General features: G+C 39.8%; 11 protein-coding genes. 1 reads left to right on the top strand and 10 read right to left on the bottom strand.

Features of this window, described 5'->3' with window-relative positions:
* Nucleotides 1-29 precede the first annotated feature (29 nt).
* Both G592_RS0103845 and G592_RS0103840 read right to left on the bottom strand, forming a co-directional pair.
* Complete coding sequence (locus G592_RS0103845) at nt 30-2,915, bottom strand: FtsX-like permease family protein (protein WP_028246644.1); 2,886 nt, start codon at nt 2,913-2,915, stop codon at nt 30-32.
* A 58-nt stretch (nt 2,916-2,973) separates the two neighbouring features.
* A complete protein-coding gene (locus G592_RS0103840) occupies nt 2,974-3,675 on the bottom strand; it encodes an ABC transporter ATP-binding protein (RefSeq protein ID WP_028246643.1) in 702 nt (233 codons plus the stop codon).
* Between the two features lie 197 nt (nt 3,676-3,872).
* On the opposite strand from G592_RS0103840, the gene G592_RS0103835 reads away from it, so the two are divergent.
* On the top strand, nt 3,873-4,706 hold the full coding sequence (locus G592_RS0103835; RefSeq protein ID WP_028246642.1) for a transglutaminase domain-containing protein: 834 nt from the start codon (nt 3,873-3,875) through the stop codon (nt 4,704-4,706).
* A 2-nt stretch (nt 4,707-4,708) separates the two neighbouring features.
* Here the strand turns inward: G592_RS0103835 and asp2 are convergent, their stop codons facing one another.
* The 8 genes from asp2 to G592_RS15580 all read right to left on the bottom strand — a co-directional run bounded on the left by asp2 (nt 4,709) and on the right by G592_RS15580 (nt 18,935).
* A complete protein-coding gene (gene asp2 / locus G592_RS0103830) occupies nt 4,709-6,205 on the bottom strand; it encodes an accessory Sec system protein Asp2 (protein ID WP_028246641.1) in 1,497 nt (498 codons plus the stop codon).
* Nucleotides 6,206-6,226: 21 nt separating this feature from the next.
* Nucleotides 6,227-7,249 (bottom strand): hypothetical protein, encoded by a 1,023-nt coding sequence (locus tag G592_RS0103825; protein WP_028246640.1) that lies wholly within the window; start codon nt 7,247-7,249, stop codon nt 6,227-6,229.
* Nucleotides 7,250-7,377: 128 nt separating this feature from the next.
* The gene (locus G592_RS17915; RefSeq protein WP_051194745.1) at nt 7,378-12,372 is read right to left on the bottom strand and encodes a hypothetical protein; all 4,995 of its coding nucleotides are present in this window, start codon (nt 12,370-12,372) and stop codon (nt 7,378-7,380) included.
* Nucleotides 12,373-12,589: 217 nt separating this feature from the next.
* The gene (gene gdhA, locus G592_RS0103815) at nt 12,590-13,951 is read right to left on the bottom strand and encodes an NADP-specific glutamate dehydrogenase (protein ID WP_028246639.1); all 1,362 of its coding nucleotides are present in this window, start codon (nt 13,949-13,951) and stop codon (nt 12,590-12,592) included.
* A 395-nt stretch (nt 13,952-14,346) separates the two neighbouring features.
* Nucleotides 14,347-15,729 (bottom strand): DUF4340 domain-containing protein, encoded by a 1,383-nt coding sequence (locus tag G592_RS0103810; RefSeq protein ID WP_028246638.1) that lies wholly within the window; start codon nt 15,727-15,729, stop codon nt 14,347-14,349.
* Nucleotides 15,730-15,738: 9 nt separating this feature from the next.
* The gene (locus G592_RS0103805; protein ID WP_051194744.1) at nt 15,739-17,211 is read right to left on the bottom strand and encodes a Gldg family protein; all 1,473 of its coding nucleotides are present in this window, start codon (nt 17,209-17,211) and stop codon (nt 15,739-15,741) included.
* Nucleotides 17,211-17,918, bottom strand: a complete 708-nt coding sequence (locus G592_RS0103800) for an ABC transporter permease (protein WP_028246636.1) — start codon at nt 17,916-17,918, stop codon at nt 17,211-17,213. Before G592_RS0103800 ends, G592_RS0103805 begins: the two co-directional genes overlap by 1 nt.
* Nucleotides 17,919-18,935, bottom strand: a complete 1,017-nt coding sequence (locus G592_RS15580; protein WP_036951686.1) for an ABC transporter ATP-binding protein — start codon at nt 18,933-18,935, stop codon at nt 17,919-17,921.
* Nucleotides 18,936-19,043 lie beyond the last annotated feature (108 nt).

Here is a 19,043-nt window from a genome sequence, read left to right as displayed (position 1 = left end):
AGAAGTAAAGTCTAGATGAAATTTCACTTTTATTCAACTGCTTTCAGAGACTCCGTCATACTAATCTCATCAAGCTTTGGTCCCATCAGCACATTTATTACTAACGTAAATATTACAGTCAGTACAAATGAAAGAACATAACTAAGAGGAGTTACCCTCACATCAAAGGTGATGAGATCCACAATAATCTGGCTCATTATAAATGCATGGAAAAACTTACCCAGCACAAGACCTACTGCTGCACCCATAATAGCTAAAAGAATATTTTCTCTAAACACATAAGATCTGGTCTCTTCCTTATAGAAGCCAAGCACCTTCACTGTTGCAATTTCCCTTACGCGCTCAGAAATATTAATATTTGTTAGATTATATACAACTACTGCCGCAAGTGCCATAGCTGAACCAATAACAAGGTATATTATGATATTCAAGCTGCCCATCATATTCTCTACTCTGTCTAACATATCCTGAGTTGGCTGAACGATGCTTATGGCGTTATCCCCCATAAGAGCAGCACCTGCCTCGTGAGAATCTATTCCCTCATCAACAACCACAAAGAGATTTTTCTTTTCAGGTATAGGGCCAATGTTCTTCTCATAGGTGCTGGCATTCATGTACATATAGTTGTTAATAAAGTTCTGATTGATTGCACCTACTGTGAGAGTCACAGGCTTCATATCCTCAGAAGATATTGTAACCTTATCCCCCTTCTTTATATCAAACCTGTCACATATACCCATGTTAAGAACTATCTCATCATCCCCAAGACTTTCCATATCTATATGATTGCCCTTCACATCATGGATGTCAAAAAACTTATCGATGTCAGCGCCGTCATCATATACGTTCATATAGATATTCTTGGTATGCTTGCCAAATTTCAAGTCTACCGAGCTATGATAGAAAAGAATATAGTCCTCTGTATCATATCCATTCTTCTCTAAAACATGTACTGGCACCTTGCTTCCCTTCTTTAGGGTTATATCCATATCGTATAACGAAATATTTGTGTATTGGTTCTCCGCTATATCAGCGATGGAATCATACACACCAAAACCAGCAACAAGCAGTGCCGTACATCCTCCGATTCCCATTACCATCATAATCAGACGACCTTTATATCTGAATATGTTTCTAAGACTTACCTTGCGTAAAAACTTAAGTCTGTTCCAGAAGAACGGAATGTATTCTAAAAAGATTCGCTTTCCTGCTTTAGGTGCCTTTGGTCTCATCAGGGATGCTGCCATCTCAGTCATTTCCACACGACATGAAACAAGTGTCACCCCAACTGAACATAAAAAAGCAACTACAAAACAAATCACAAGCATAACAGGGTCAAAGTAATAATCCACCCCTCTGGTATTATACATCATCTGATATGCATACCAGATTGCCTGCGGGAATCCGAATGTACCAAGGAAGAATCCCAACAATGTACCAACAAATGCTGCTGAGCCTGAATAAAATGCAAACTTTCCCATTATGGCTCCATTGCTGTAGCCCAATGCCTTCAGCACACCTATCTGAGTTCGCTGATCCTCCACCATTCGGTTCATGGTAGTCATACAAACCAGCGCTGCAACCAGGAAGAAGAATATTGGAAATACGTTACCGATAGCACCTACTATAGTAGAATCACTTTCAAAACAAACATATCCAGCATTTCCATCTCTTTTCAGAAGATATGTGTCTGCCTCCTCAATGTCATCTATCTCCTTTTGTGCATCAGCAATCTCATCCTCTGCTTCTGCTATCTTTTCATCAAACTCCTTAACACCATCCTCATACTCAGTCAAACCATCTTCGTATTCCTTCTTACCACTGTTGTATTCCTTTCGGGCTTTTTCAAGTCCAGACTGAAGTGTATATAACTGAGCAGATTTCTCCTGATACTGTGCCATAAGTGCATTGTACTGATTCTCATCAAACATGGCTGAATTCACAGACCGGGCCATCTCCATCTGATTAATGCCAGAAAGCATCTGATCCAACCCATCCTTTAACTGAGACTCCAGGGACTCGTACTCCTCTATCTGCTTTTTACCGCTATTTAACTTTTTCTTGGCGGAATCCAATTCTGATTTGGCATCATCCAACTCTTTACCTTTGGATGCCTTCTTATCCTCCAGTTCTTCCCTGGCATCATCCAGCTTATCCTGTGCTTCTTTAATAATTCCAGCGTACCTGTCCTCAGCCGCCTTATCCAATACTGCCTGAACAGCATCTTCTTTAGATTCTATGAGCTTGTCATATTCATCTGAATAAATAGGTGGATCTGAATCAAGCTTAACGTAGCAATCCGTATAGATATCATCCTTAAATGCTTCATTTTTTACATATAAGAATCCATCTAGTACTCCTGTTCCAATAGATGTGGTACCTCTTTCATACTGAATATATAGAGGTGATTTTGCTATTCCTACAATCTTAAAGCTACTGTATTTAAAGCGATCCCTGTCCTCCTTCTCATTACCGTCTGCCACCTTAATGGTATCCCCAACATGAATCTCATCAAATGCTGCTGCATCCACAAGACACTCATTTTCATATTTTGGCCAGGTGCCCTCCATAAGAACTACCTTATTGATGTTTGTTGAAAGGCTGATTATCTTCATAGCATATTCGCTATCCGCGTACGACATCATTACATCAAATGCTATAGATTCCTCTACATATCTGGCATCAATATTATTCTTAATATACTCGATTTCATCCTCTCCAAAGCCGAGGGACGAAATAAGACGAAAATCATAGAATTCATTATCCTCAAAGTATTGTTGCATGGACGCACGAAGAGCAGGGTCTGTGACCTTCAGACCTGCAAAAAAGCCTACTCCGATGGCAATAATCATTAGAAGTGCGATGTATCTCCCTAGAGACTGTTTTATTTCTCTAAATGTTGATAAAGCTAACATATTTTTTACACCTCATCAGTCAGCTATGCTGACAGCTTCACCTCAATGGGAGCCTTTGCTACCATTCAATCTCATCCACACTCTTTGGTTTTTCATTCATATACATATCTGCGATAGTCCCAGATTTAACTGTTATTACTCTGTCAGCCATAGCAGTCAATGCATGATTGTGGGTAATTACCACAACCGTCTTTCCGTTTTTACGGCAGGTGTCCTGCAAAAGCTTTAAGACCTGACGGCCTGTTTCATCATCAAGAGCTCCTGTAGGCTCATCACATAAAAGTAACTTCGGATTCTTTGCTAACGCTCGGGCTATTGCCACTCGTTGCTGCTCTCCACCTGAAAGCTGGGCTGGGAAATTATTCATTCTCTCTTTAAGTCCCACCTCTTCCAATATTTCTTCTGCCGGAATTGGATCCTTACATATCTGTGCGGCTAACTCCACATTTTCTTTAGCTGTAAGATTTCCTACCAGATTGTAAAACTGAAATACAAATCCTACATCAAAACGTCTGTAGCTGGTTAGCTCTCTAGGGGAATATCCAGAAACATCCCTATCAGCCAGGTAAACACCTCCGCTTGAAAGAGTATCCATTCCCCCAAGTATATTCAAAATGGTGGTTTTGCCGGCGCCAGAAGCGCCTACTATAATGCAAAACTCCCCCTCTTCAATCTCAAAATTCACATCATGAAGAGCTTCAATTTTCACCTCTCCAGTCTTATAAATTTTACCTACATTTTTAAATTCAACAAAACTCATAGGCACCTCCCAATAGAACAAAGGAATGTAGCCTAATAATACCATGTAGGCACAATTCAATCGTATTTTTTAGGTTAAACAAATATGAATTTTCTGTGTAGTTAACAGTTTCTTCATATATTATCTGACATCATCCATTATAATAATATTACCTACTCCAATTACTACCCGAAACTTTAACTTTTGAGGTGTATTATATGGTAAGATTAGTAAGAAAGCACTTCGGAAAAGGGATATCCGGTATATGCATCATTTCGATTCTTATAATGCTTTTTGTGAATTGCGATTTTGAGGCTTATGCCGTTAATGATATGTATATCTACAATACTGTTCTTAATTCTAGCCAGAGGCAGGTGTATACCCAGGTCTATGAAAACATTCTGTCCTTTAACGAGGGTATATTCCGTTTGGTAACTCCACTGACTCATGATGATTTATACGTCACAATGAATGCCGTATATAATGATCATCCTGAGCTATTCTGGGTTAACACATCCTATAAGTATGGCTACAATTCCAAAGGTTTAGTTATACAGATAAAACTTAATTATTGCATTCCTAAGTCTAATCTGGCATCTGCCACTTTAGCTTTTAATTCCGCCGTCAACAATATAGTTGAGCAGGCGGCTGCTTATCCTACTGATTTAGAGAGGGAGCGAATCGTTCATGACATGATTTGTGACCTGTCTACCTATGACAACATTAATTGCAGCCATCAAAGTGCCTACTCTGCTTTGGTTGAAGGAAGCAGTGTATGTGCTGGCTATTCAAGAGCTTTCCAGGTTGCCTGCCAGAAACTTGGCATCACCTGTTATTATGTTACTGGCATTGCAAATGGCGAAGAACACGCCTGGAACATCGTAAAGATTGGTGGAAATTTCTATAACGTAGATGTTACTGGAGATGATACCATCAATGAAACTTTACATACCTACTCATATCAGTATTTCAACGTAAGTGACACAGAGATAGCTCACAATCATGTGCGCTCTGCCCTGTCATCAAAGCTTCCGGTATGTAGAGCATTTTAGAATTATATACGTTCAAAATCTTCCCGCAGGACTCGCTCGTACTGGCTCTTAAACCAGGCGCCGATTCCTGCGGAATTGTCGTTATGGCGTCCATGCAGCCCCTTACCATAGACCTGCACTCCTGATGAATGCAATTCTGATAACAGCTTGTCGTAAGCCGTATCATCATAATCGTCTTCATACATATAAGAAACTATAAACTTAGTGTGACCAAAGTCACTATTTCTTACTTTATTCCAAAATCTGTCATTTAAATTTTCTATTGCATCACGGTTCATTCCACCGCCATGAAAGCGCAGCAAATCAAGAGAGGTAGGAAATCCTCCCGGTCTCTTTAATCTCTCATTCTCTGCAATATTTCCAAGGCTTGCCAGTGGCTTGCCAAGTATCAGGGCATGTGGTCTCAAGTCACAGCCATAATACATGGAACCTATAGTTCCCATTGAAATTCCTGACAGGATTAACTGATCAGAATAAAATCCCAGCCGATTCAGATATCCTTCAATCACCGAAATCATCAGCTTTTCATATTCAGTATTTCCCATATAAAAACCGCCACCCTGGAAGCGCTGCTCAGCAATAAGCAGGAAAGGGCATCCCATTTTCTTCATCATGTAATACCCTTCAAAGCCCTCCATGGTCTTATAACCAGAGAAATATACTGCCATTGGTGGTTTCATATCACCTGGATCAAAATAGGCGAAAATCTCCTCTCTATCCGAGGTCACATATCTTTCTCCGCCTACCATGAACGTTCCCATATTCCATCTGGAAATACGGTCGTGTAATCCTATAATGTCCAGTCTGCCGCTTCCTTTTGCTTTCAGCTCGCAAAAGATTGTTCCAGCGCCATTTCTGCCTTCGATTAAAACTGGATTATTAAGGTCCTCCTCGTTGAATTCCCAGCTGTCACAAATATCCGCCAGACTACCTGAGACAAACTGCTTTATTACAAGCATTATCTCAACCCCTGGCTCCTTTTTATATTCCAGCCAAAAATCTATAGCCTGACCTTCTTCGATAGGAATATTTCCTCTCCAGAATGCTATTTGGGTGTACTCCTGACCAAAATCTCCTTCTACGGTGACACTGTACTGACCATACCACTTTATGTTTCCTTTAAATCCCTGGGCAATACCAAGTGCCTCCGGTCTAAATTTCTCACCATATGGTTTTGGGAAATACTTTTTTATCTCATTATCAAGGAAATGCTGAATCTTTTCCTCAGGAATGATTTTGCCCATTTTTCGTTCAAAAAGCTGTTTTGTTAATGGCGACAATACAAAGGAATCCACCACAAAAAAACAATAAGCCATGGACATCTTATCTACTGCTTTGAACTCCTCCTCGGTAATATTACGCTCCAAAACAACAAGCTCATAAATTTCCTTTTTGAGCTCAACCTTGTCTTCGGAATGTATAAGTTTTACCCGGGCTGGTAGCTGAAATCTGTTTTCCCAGCTATTCTGTCCAATTTGCAGTATTCTAATTCTATCCATGGCTTTCTTCCATTTGATTAATTAAAATTTACGCTCTTCCACTGTCAAACCAAGAAACTTGTCAAAAAGGGAACAAGCACTGGCTAAAGGAACAATATAAAGAGCCTTTGACAACTGCACTATTGTATCTGGATTCTCTCCCTGTAACGCTATAACAATATAGGATACAAACATGAATCCAAGCCAACAACATAAATCCGTAACGTTTTCTTTTTTATTATATTTGATAATAATCACAACGATTAGTACTACAAGCAGGATAATCCAAGGGGTGCCGCATACAATTTTCAGACCTTCGCCCAATGTACCCATATTGCTGAAGTTATATACTACAACCTGCTGCCAGAATGCTTTGGCATTTTTGAAGTACCAAAGATATAGTCCCATCGGAATAATTACTGTAACAAGACCTTCAATTACCGAAATAACGAAAGCTTTATATGCATCTGATGGTAGTTTCTCTGCTTTGAATTTTACAGCAAAGAAAATAATCAAAACAATCCATATAAGTGAATAGACTGGCTGAAGGAAAAATACCAATCCAAAATCAATTGTAAGAAGATATGTATGGTATGAAAGAAATCCATACTTTAGCTGTCTTGCAACATGATAAGCTGTCAACGAGAACAGGAAGAACATGAACTCTTCTGCTCCGGCATGGGTAAGGGAACCCATTTCAAATACCGTAAGGAAAAATGTGCTTATCAAGGCAAAAACATCAGAGGTGTATAACTTTGCAGTTTTGAAATTAAATAAAACTGTAAAGAAGATTACTACACTCTCCATTATGAAATGAACAATATGAGTATCTGTTGGAAGATATCCCAGTCCATAAAACTCGTACAACACAGGACCATAGTGTCCATCAAGCTCTACATAGGCCAGAAATCCCTGTCGCACAGAATATGCTATGTCTAATATTTCAGACTGAATTGTTGTGAAATATCCTTCGATCCAAGGATTGAAAGGACTGGACATGGCAATAATCAAAGTGATTGAAAGAATTGCAAGTGCCTCCAATGCAGATTTTACTTTTCTGTTCATAAGTATCTCCTCTCATTTCAGAAAAAAGTAAAGAGAGTAGCAATAACACCCCACTACTCTCTTATTATAGAAAAATTATTTTTTACAATCTACAAACTTTTGTGAATTTTTTATTCACTGCAGCCTGTTTACTCAGAAATTTCGTTTACCTTACTCTTTCTCTTATCCTTTGCAATCTTTCCAGAAATAGCACTGATAAGAATAAGAATCCAGTACCACCAAACTCTTCCGCCTACGCCTGCCTTTGACATTCCAAGAGGTGTCTCCTCCTCAAGAATCTCTACTACATCATCAACCTTTGAAGCCTCGTCATCGAGAACTACTGCAAGGCTAACTTCCTGATTCTCAAGAGCCACATCTACCTCGTTGAACTTAGTAGTCTTTACAGTTACCTTAGCATCTGCAAGTTCATTAAAGTTGTTAGTAGCTGTAGTCTCAGGTGCAACATGAGCTGTCTCTGTTGCAGATGATGAAGAACCAGATCCATTTCCTGAACCATTTCCATTATTGCTTCCCTGGTTAGCAGTAGATGCTGCTGCAGAAGCTGATTCAGAAGCTGATGTACTTGCTGATGCACTCTCACTAGCAGATGTTGATGCACTTGTTGATGCAGACTCTGAAGCTGATGTGCTTGCTGACTCACTTGCACTTGTTGAGGCACTCTCTGATGCTGATGTGCTTGCTGACTCTGACATGCTAAGTGATGCTGACATACTTACTGATGCAGAAGCAGATTCAGAAGCGCTAAGGCTAGCTGATGTACTTTCAAGCTCACTTAATCTCTGAGAAGCTGATGCGCTCTCAAGCTCGCTAAGTCTTACAGAAGCAGATTCAGAAGTTGAGATACTCTCACTTGTTGAAACTGATTCTGATACAGAGATGCTCTCACTTGTTGAGATGCTCTCTGAAATGCTTACACTTGTGCTCTCACTAATTGATACTGACTCACTAAGGCTTACAGAAGTTGAAAGGCTCTCCAGAGTGCTGATGCTTTCTGATACAGACTCTGATGTTGAGATGCTCTCACTTACTGAAGCAGACTCTGAAGCACTTACTGAAGTACTCTCAGAAATGCTTAATGAAGCAGACTGACTCATACTATATGAAAGAGATACACTCTCTAATTCACTAATTCTTTCAGAAATACTTGCTGATTCTGAAGCGCTAATTGACTCAGAAACACTAGCAGACTCTGAAGCACTTAATGATGCGGATGTACTCATGCTCTCAGACATGCTTGCTGAAGTACTTGCACTTACAGACTCTGACATGCTAGCTGACTCAGATGCTGAAGTACTCATTGAGGCAGATGCACTCATGCTCTCAGACATGCTTGCTGAAGCAGAAGCACTCTGGCTTGCTGATGTTGATGCACTCTCTGATGCTGATGTACTTGCAGACGCACTCTCACTTGCTGATGTTGATGCACTTTCAGATGCTGAGATGCTTGCACTTGTACTTGCTGACTCACTTGCACTTGTTGATGCAGATTCTGATGCTGAAGTACTTGCTGATTCACTTGCACTTGTTGATGCAGATTCTGATGCACTTGTAGATGCAGACTCTGATGTGCTAGTTGATGCAGACTCTGACATGCTATTGCTCATTGAAGTGCTAGCGGACTCTGAAGCTGATGCACTTGCAGATGCACTTTGGCTTGCTGAGGTTGATGCACTCTCAGATGCTGATGTGCTTGCACTTGTACTTGCTGATTCAGATGCAGAAGTACTTGCTGACTCACTTGCACTTGTTGATGCAGATTCTGATGCACTTGTTGATGCAGACTCTGATGCACTATTGCTCATTGAAGTACTAGCTGACTCTGAAGCTGATGCACTTGCTGACGCACTCTGGCTTGCTGATGTTGATGCACTTTCAGATGCTGAGATGCTTGCACTTGTGCTAGCTGATTCAGATGCAGAAATACTTGCTGACTCACTTGCGCTAGTTGATGCTGATTCTGATGCACTTGTTGATGCTGACTCTGACATACTCTGGCTCATTGAAGTACTTGCAGACTCAGATGCACTATTGCTCATTGAAGTGCTAGCTGACTCTGATGCTGATGTACTTGCCGAAGCACTCTGGCTTGCTGATGTTGATGCACTTTCAGATGCTGATGTGCTTGCAGATGCACTCTCACTTACTGATGTTGATGCACTTTCTGAAGCTGATGTGCTTGCAGATTCAGAAGCCGAAGTACTTGCTGATTCACTTGCGCTAGTTGATGCAGACTCTGATGCACTTGTAGATGCAGACTCTGATGCACTTGTAGATGCAGACTCTGACATACTATTGCTCATCGAAGTACTAGCAGACTCTGAAGCTGATGTACTTGCTGAAGCACTCTGGCTTGCTGAAGTTGATGCAGATTCTGATGCGCTTGTACTAGCTGACTCACTTGCACTAATAGATCCAGACTCTGATGCACTATTGCTCATCGAAGTACTAGCTGACTCTGAAGCTGATGTACTTGTTGAAGCACTCTGGCTTGCTGATGTTGATGCACTCTCAGAAGCTGAGATGCTTGCACTTGTGCTAGCTGATTCAGAAGCTGAAGTACTTGCTGACTCACTTGCACTTGTTGATGCAGATTCTGATGCGCTTGTACTAGCTGACTCACTTGCACTAATAGATCCAGACTCTGATGCACTATTGCTCATCGAAGTACTAGCTGACTCTGAAGCTGATGTACTTGTTGAAGCACTCTGGCTTGCTGATGTTGATGCACTCTCAGAAGCTGAGTTGCTTGCACTTGTACTTGCTGATTCAGATGCTGAAGTACTTGCTGACTCACTTGCACTTGTTGATGCTGATTCTGATGCACTATTGCTCATTGAAGTGCTTGCTGACTCTGAAGCTGATGTGCTTGCTGATGTTGATGCACTTTCAGAAGCTGAGTTGCTTGCACTTGTACTTGCTGATTCAGATGCTGAAGTACTTACTGACTCACTTGCACTAGTTGATGCAGATTCTGATGCACTTGTAGATGCAGACTCTGAGATACTCTGACTCATTGATGTGCTAGCTGACTCACTTGCAGCTGCAGATGCACTTTCACTCATAGATGCACTTGTACTTGCTGATGTACTTGCAGAAAGGCTTGCAGACTCTGATCTTGAAGAAGATGCAGACTCTGATGCTGCAGCACTCTCTGAAAGAGACATACTTCTAGACTGTGATGCACTCTCTGAAACTCTTAAGCTCTCTGAAATAGATTCACTTCTCTGAGCTGATGCTGACTCTGATACAGCCTGGCTTGCACTAACAGACTCTGACCATGCAGCTGACTGTGATGCAATTGCACTTACAGACTCAGATAATGATGTAACCTCACTTCTAGCCTCATGATAATCATCCTTACCCTTGTTAAATGCATCTTCTCCAAAGTATGTGTAACCTTTTACATCGAAATTACCATCTCTGGCCTCACCATTATAGTTAAAGTAGATATCACTATCTTCATGTTCCTTAGCTACAAAATTAAGCTTGTAATTTACTGTAGTTGTTGTAGAAACAGTAGCAGCCTTTAATGTGATGTGCTGTGCCTCATATGTCTCTCCAACTCCATCTAAATAAGCAACAAGGTGGTATGTACCATCTGGGTTCTTTGTGATATTTGAAGACTCATAATAATAAGTCTTACCTCCAATAGAGATGGCAGTGTATCTTTCCATCTGCCAACACCACTTGTTCACTTTATTAACTGCCTTTTCTTTTGTAACAAGGCTAACAACATTGCCCTGTGTATCTGTTAATTCACTGTAAGTACCTGTTCCATTCCAGTTATTAACAATTACACCAACATTGTCATTGAAAGAATTTCTATAAATACCTACAAAAGTGTTATTCCAGTCGTTATCCTTTGATGAGAAATAACCTAAATTCTTATATACATTACCATCACATGTATAGTAATCGTCGCCACAACCTAAATTTACAATTTTTCCTGTAGACTCTTCTGAATTCCAAGAAAGTGTAAATGTATTGTCATCATTTAAATTTACCTTAACGACATCCTGAAGCTGGTAGCCATTTACATAGTACTTACATACAGTCTGAGGTGTTCCATCTGCAGAAAACTCTGTCTCATACTTCCATGTAAGAACATTTCCAGCAGCATCTGTGTACTGTGCTGTCTTCTTAACAACCATGATTCCAGAAACGATATTTGCGTTATCATTCTGTCCCCATCCTGTTGTCATTCCAGGAATTAAAGCATCACCATTCTGATCAACTGTTACATAATCAAAATATGCATACTTTGTCTCACCTGCAGCATCAATATAAGTAACCTTTACACTGTTAGTGTTGTAATTAGAACTATCCCAATCACTGTAAAGGATTTCTCCAACATAACCTTCCTGATAGAAAGAATACTGAATAAGAAGGTTTGCAAGCTTATCACCATAACCATAGTAGTTATTAGAAGCTCCAGTATGGTTAAGTCTCTCGCCGTGAGCAAGAGCATCAGCCTGTGCTGCCTTAAGCTCAGCCTGAGCCTCCTCGATTTCCTTTATAAGATTCTCAAGATACTCATCCTGAAGACCTGCCTCTGAGAATGATGTTGAAGCTGAATCAAATGTAGCCTCAGCCTCAGACATAGCTGTAGAAAGACTTGTGCTTTCTGATGCAAGTCTCTCCGAATCTGACACTGATGTGCTTGCTAAACTTTCATTCTCTGATGTTAATGACTCTAATGCCGATGTTGAAGTTGATGAAATTGTTGAATCTTCTTCTGATAAAGAATCGCTGGCTACCTCTGACTGAGATGAAAGCTCAGATGACTCTGTTGCAGCTGAATCACTAGCAGACTGGCTTTCAGCTGTAATTGTAGAATCAATCTCTTCTGTCTGCTTTTCAGTTTCTTCCTTAGCCTGCTCGTTAGCAGATTCCTGAGCTGTTTCTTCCTGAACACTCTGAACTGTTGACTCAATAACCTGTTGCTGTTGCTGCTGTGTCACTTCTATAGTAATAACACCCTGTGCACTTGCAGCTGCCTGCTCTTCACCTAATTCAGCAGCGTATGCTAAATTTGCATCACCAAGTACAGAAGCACCTCCAACTGTGGCTCCTGTGATAGCAACACCTTTCAATAAACTTTCAACTTTCTTTCTCGACATTACTTTTACCTCAATATTTTAAGAAACACTTATCTTTTATAACCCAAAATTAGCAATGTTATTGTAGCATGATTTTTTCATTTGAAAAGCCCTTTTATAACGCTTTTCTTGCCAAATATGGGAACTTCTTGCCAAATGAAGTATATTTTGCCATTTTTAGACAAAAAAAATCTCCAGAACATTATAGTTCTGGAGATATAATATCAAGAATATGTGATTAATATGCGATACCCTGAGCGATCATAGCATCTGCAACCTTCTCGAAGCCGGCGATGTTAGCACCTGCAACGTAGTTGCCTTCCATACCATACTTCTTAGAAGCGTCATCACATGCGTGGAAGATACCTTCCATGATACCCTTAAGCTTAGAATCAACTTCCTCAAATGACCAGTGAAGTCTCTCAGAGTTCTGTGACATCTCAAGGGCTGATGTAGCAACACCACCTGCGTTTGCTGCCTTAGCTGGTCCAAAGAGAACGCCAGCCTTCTGGAATGCAGCAACAGCCTCTGGAGTAGAAGGCATGTTAGCACCCTCAGATACAGCAAGGACGCCGTTAGCGATAAGCATCTTAGCATCTTCTTCGTTAAGCTCGTTCTGTGTAGCACATGGAAGAGCGATATCTACCTTGTACTGCCATACACCGTGCTCACCGTTCTTCTTCTCATGGTACTCAGCTGATGGTCTAGCTGCTGCGTACTCAGAAAGACGAGCTCTCTTAACTTCCTTAACTTCCTTAAGAAGATCTACATCGATTCCCTCTGGATCATAAATCCAACCTGTAGAATCAGAACATGTAACTGGCTTAGCGCCAAGCTGATATGCCTTCTGGATAGCATAGATAGCTACGTTACCAGCACCTGAAACAGCTACTGTCTTGCCTTCGAATGATGTGTTCTTAGCAGACTTAAGCATCTCCTGTGTAAAGTAGCAAACACCATAACCTGTAGCCTCTGTACGAGCAAGTGATCCGCCGTAAGAAAGTCCCTTACCTGTAAGAACACCTGTGAACTCGTTACGAAGTCTCTTGTACTGGCCATACATATAACCAATCTCACGTCCACCTACACCGATATCACCAGCTGGAACGTCTGTATCAGCACCGATGTGCTTAGCAAGCTCTGTCATGAATGCCTGGCAGAATCTCATGATTTCCATATCAGACTTACCCTTAGGATCGAAATCAGAACCACCTTTACCACCACCGATAGGAAGTGTTGTAAGTGAGTTCTTGAAGATCTGCTCGAAACCTAAGAACTTGATAACTGAAAGATTTACTGAAGGGTGAAGTCTAAGACCTCCCTTGTAAGGTCCAATTGCTGAATTGAACTGTACTCTGTATCCACGGTTTACCTGAACCTTGCCCTTGTCGTCAACCCAAGATACTCTAAACTGAATAATACGCTCTGGCTCAACGATACGCTCGATAACACCAAGCTCCTCAAGCTTTGGATTAGCAGCAACAACTGGCTCTAAAGACTCAAGAACCTCTCCTACTGCCTGTAAGAATTCCTTCTGCTCTGCGTTTCTTGACTCAAGTCCGTCATAAACGCCCTGTAAATAACTACTCTTAAAATTCATTTGTTATTCTCTCCTTCCAAAAATAAGTTCAGGTGCACCGGAGACCTCTACCGGCACAATCTAAGAAATAAATAATCATCAAGATTATTTATTTCTGTACATGTAAACTTTTTGAAATCTTTCAAAAAGTTTATCTAGCTTTAAGCTAGATTTTGATGAAGCCATCCTATGCTTCATCAAAACCTAGAAAAGATTGTACATCTTTTAGTGCTTTAAAGCAATAAATTTTTAAATATAAAATACAATTTTTTCCTCTAATAATATACCTATTGTTACCGAAATAATAAATAGTTAAGTATTAAAATTTTAGCCCAGGCAGGAGAAGCTGTCCTGGCCCAGGCTAATAGTAGTACTGAAGGTGTTGTGTCACTTTTAAGTTAATCTCAGGGTAAGGACTACTTGTCCTTGCCCTTATTTAATATGGCACTTGTAATTTCCTCTCTAAGGTTAGACATCGAAGATCTGTCACAAAGGCCAACAATCTTACCGTCTGCTGCAACAACACATGAATCACCATCATACTGGTACATAACAACATTTACCACTGTGGCATCATCATCGTCTAAAGTTATGGCAAATGCCAATTCCTCTGTTCCCTTGTTATAATCTTCTCCTGCCTCTGTGAGAGTCAGGCCATCAATCTTGCTTGTAACAGAAATAAAATCTACTTTATCCTCTCCGATGTAATATTTATTTCCATCACCACTATGTTCAACCTCCACTATGTTTGTCTCTCCGTCAATCTTGGCAGAAATCTGAGCAACCTTTGTCCAGTCAATGGAAACGACCTCATCTGGTCTCAGGTCTTCATAATTTACCTTGAGGATGTCCTCATATTCCTCGGCTGTTATGGTATATACGATAGTAGAACCGTCGAAACAAAGATATGCTTTATCCTTACCATCCTTATGGCTGAAGTACAAAGTCTGATTTACAGACTTAACAGCGTCTTCACTGTCATCATCTGCAGCTATTTCTCCAGTAAGGGTAACAGTAAGAGTAGGATTATCAAGACCATACTTTGCCATATCATCTTCGGTGGCCTTATATGTTTCATACTTGCTTAAGTCCAGGTGTGATAATGTACTCAAATATCCCTGGACCTTACTATCAGCTAGAGGCTGATGCTCATTGTCACTTACATTGTAATAATCATATGTATCAGTATAGGTATATTTTCCATCTGGATCATAAACAACATTGACTTTGCTGGCGCCGGTAACTCTCATTGCTGTAAGCTGAGAGTATTCTTCAACCTTATCTCTGTCCAGATAGTCTTCCACATCTCCAGAAAGCTTCTCAAGTAAATCTGTATCTATTAAATAAACACTACCACCATCTACACAGATATATCTCTTTTCATCGATTGTCGAAAATGAACCAAATGCTATTTCCTTTGTCCCCTCTGTAGTTGTAAATGTAATTTTACCCTCAGGATTTGAGATACCATACTGACTGTAATCTTCTACATCATCAATGATAAAGCTGGCATTTACAGATTTAAATGCATCAAATATCTTGGCAACGTAATCCTGATTTACAGGAAAATCTGTATCAGCTGTATTTTTCCAGCTGTCATCCACCTTTTCGATTACAGCAGTATTGCCCCCTTTTGTAACTGCAACCTGAGTAACCTCATCCTCTGAAATACTAAATACTGACTCATCAATTGTATTTATTTTATCTACATGCTGTGCTACTGCCTTCTCAGTAATTATTCCAACGATAGCTAAAGCCAAAATACAGCTAAGAACTATCAGTTTCTTCCTTCGTTTCATTACGTCCTCCTACTCAAGACTATATCTTCTTCTTCGAAATACCTCGTCAATACCATATAAGAGGTAAATAAGCGGAATCACACCAATCATGATTATCTTAATCATAGTGGCTGCAGATGCACTTATTGTAAGATAGTTATAGTCAAGTGACTTTGATCTAATTGAAAGAGATTCGTTATCTGCCATTTTCCATGACAGGGCATTCATAAAGAAGTCTGAGTTGGCTCCTGATGAGTATGAATTGTACTGGTCATCAAGTAAATAATCTGATGCAATCCATACGAGTGAACCTTCACTTGAATTCTCTGCAGATATTGCAAGTGAGAATGGTCCATTTATATCTCCATCTTCCTTCTCATATGTGCTTAATGAATAACCTGCTGCCTTAGAATATGAATCTGATGAACTGCTTAAGAGTGATTTCACATCATAGGCCCCTGCGGTATTCTCAATTGTAAGTCCTGCTGCAATAGGCATAATAACCTTGCTGTTATCCTCCACAAGAGCATTTGTAATATCAGATTCTCCTAATGTAGGAAGAAGAAAATATGGGTATTCAAAAGCATAGTTATCCCTGTTTGTATCAATAACTATTCCATCTGTCATTGCCACGCCTACATAAGTGAGGAGCCCTTTGAAGTTGGTAAGATCATTCTCATTTTCTGTACCGGAAAGCACAATAATATGTCCACCATTATCCATGTAGGATTCCAAAATGGATAATTCTTTATCCGATAAATCCTTCGCTGGAGAATTTACGAGAATTATAGCTGCATCCTCAGGAACACTATCCTCATTCAGCAAAGAAAACTCCTTTGTCTCAACATTTGCTTTTTCCAATACTGTCTTCATAGTGTTGCTCATATCTGCCTCACCATGACCTGTGAGAACATATGCCTGTGGCAACACATCAGATACCACATAATCTATGGCTGTTGTAATAAGGCTTTCTCCGTCAAAAGACTGGGAAGCTGAGCCAGTAGTGTAATATGAGCTGGCATCTGTCTTATACATTGATTCAAAACTGATGTACCTGCTCTTGTCACCTGACACTACAATCAGGGAGTTGTTAGTCACTTTCTCGTCAGTGTATTCCTTCGCAAAGGTAGGATATGTATCTGGATCCTTCTTTACTACAGTCAGCTTATCTGAAAGTGAATCATATACATCCAGTAATTTCTCTATAACAGCATTCTCCTGGCCTGACTGACAGATCCAATAGATAGTCACATCATCTTCTATATTGCTGACAACTGCTTTGCTGGATGATGTAAGTGAATAAAGCTTCACTGCTGAAATATCAAACTGTGTATACTTTGTAGGCAGTGATGATACAAAAATGTTTACCGCAATTACGATAGCAAGAACAACGATCGACATAACAAAACTGTATCCACCTATTCTGGCTGCCCTTGTATTTAAATAATCTCTTTGTTTATATATAAACCTTTTAAACTTAATATTTGGTTTTTGAATTTTCATTATCCCTTATACCTCCTCTTCTCAAGTGACTGCACACATAAGAATAAGAAAAAGGCGATAACACTTATGTAATAAACAATCGCTGTCAAATCAAAAACACCATTGTAAAACAAGGTAAATCTTTCAAATAACGAAATCTGTCTGAATATCTTCTGCACAGTTTCATTTGGAATCGTATTACCAATCTGAACGCAGAAATAGTTCAAAAGCATTACGACTACACATATACCTGCAGCCATCCCCTGGGACTCCGTCAGTGAAGAGATAAACATTCCAATACTTATTAGCGCTAATCCTAAAAAGACAAAAGCAAAAATAGAACCATAGCTTGTTGGTAAATATACATCGCCATAAACTGAAAAGATCAATGGGTATACACAAATCAGTACCATTGGAATCAAAAAAACTATAAGCAGCGCCATAAACTTTCCTACAACAATATCACTGGTGCTGATTGGAAGTGAATAGAGCAGCTGATCTGTTCTCTGTCTTTTCTCATCGGCGATTATTCTCATGGTAAGAATAGGCACAATAATTATAAATACAACCTGTATAAAGCTAAGGACATATTCGAAATTCGCTACTGATGCATTTATGTTGTAAATCAAAGCTCCTATTCCTGTAAATGCCAGCAGAAATGCTCCGAATACATAGCCCGAAAGACTATGGTAATAAAGTGCTAGTTCGTGTTTAAGTACCGCAACCATTTATCTTGCCTCCTGTTCTGGCATGATGTTTTCATCTGCCTCTTCTATAGATTCAATCTCCTCATTAATACCTTCTTCTTTTTCAGATGAAGTTAATTCAATGAAGATATCCTCAAGTGTAGTCTGAATAGGATTGAGTTTTACAAGAGGTATATTATTAGCTGCAAAGGTCATGAATATAACCTTACATGTTTCATAAACATCTCCTGATTTAACAGTAAGTCTAAAACTGCTAAAACCATCAGCAGACTGATTTTGGTTATAGCTTTCTACACTTGAAAGCTTTTCAAGCACTTCAATAGTCTGGTCTGGATTTCCTGAAGATATAATATCTATCTCATTTCCAGAAGCCATAGTTTTTCCAAGACTTTCTATATCATCAAAAGCAACCAACCTGCCCTTATAAATAATGAGCACCTTTTCACATATAGCCTGAATTTCAGAAAGTATGTGTGAGCTTAAAATTACAGTATGCTTTTTTCCCAGCTCTGCAATTAAACTTCGGATTTCAATTATCTGCATTGGATCCAAGCCAACAGTTGGCTCGTCTAGAATAATTACAGATGGATTGCCAATCAGAGCCTGGGAGATTCCCACTCTCTGTCTGTATCCCTTTGAAAGATGTTTAATCAAACGATTCTGCATCTCTGTGATGTGAGTCTCTTCGAGTACCCTGTCTATTTCTGTTTCAATGTCTGCTTTTTTGACACCTTTAGCCTCTGCCACAAACTTCAGGTATTCTCTCGGAGTCTGGTCGACATAAAGTGGTGGTATCTCTGGTAAATAGCCGATAAGCTTCTTTGCCTCTTTTTCCTCCTCATATATATCGTGACCATCGATTTTTATTTCGCCACTTGTGGCAGCAAGACAGCCTGTAATGATATTTAATGTAGTTGATTTTCCTGCACCGTTTGGTCCCAGGAAACCATAAATATGACCGTCCTCAATCTTAAAGGACAAATCATCTACTGCAAGAACATCGCCATATCTTTTCGATAAATGCTCTACGGTTATCATAGCTATTACTCTCCTTACCTTTTTATTCTTTGATAAATATAAAAGAGTAATCTTATAGCTGGCTGAATAGAATGTGACGGCTATGTGAAAATCATAAAGAAAAACTCC

The organism is Pseudobutyrivibrio ruminis CF1b (assembly GCF_000424005.1).
Classification (GTDB): domain Bacteria; phylum Bacillota; class Clostridia; order Lachnospirales; family Lachnospiraceae; genus Pseudobutyrivibrio; species Pseudobutyrivibrio ruminis_C.
The sequence above is the reverse complement of the archived record's forward strand: the minus strand, read 5'-3'. Positions and strand labels throughout refer to the sequence as shown.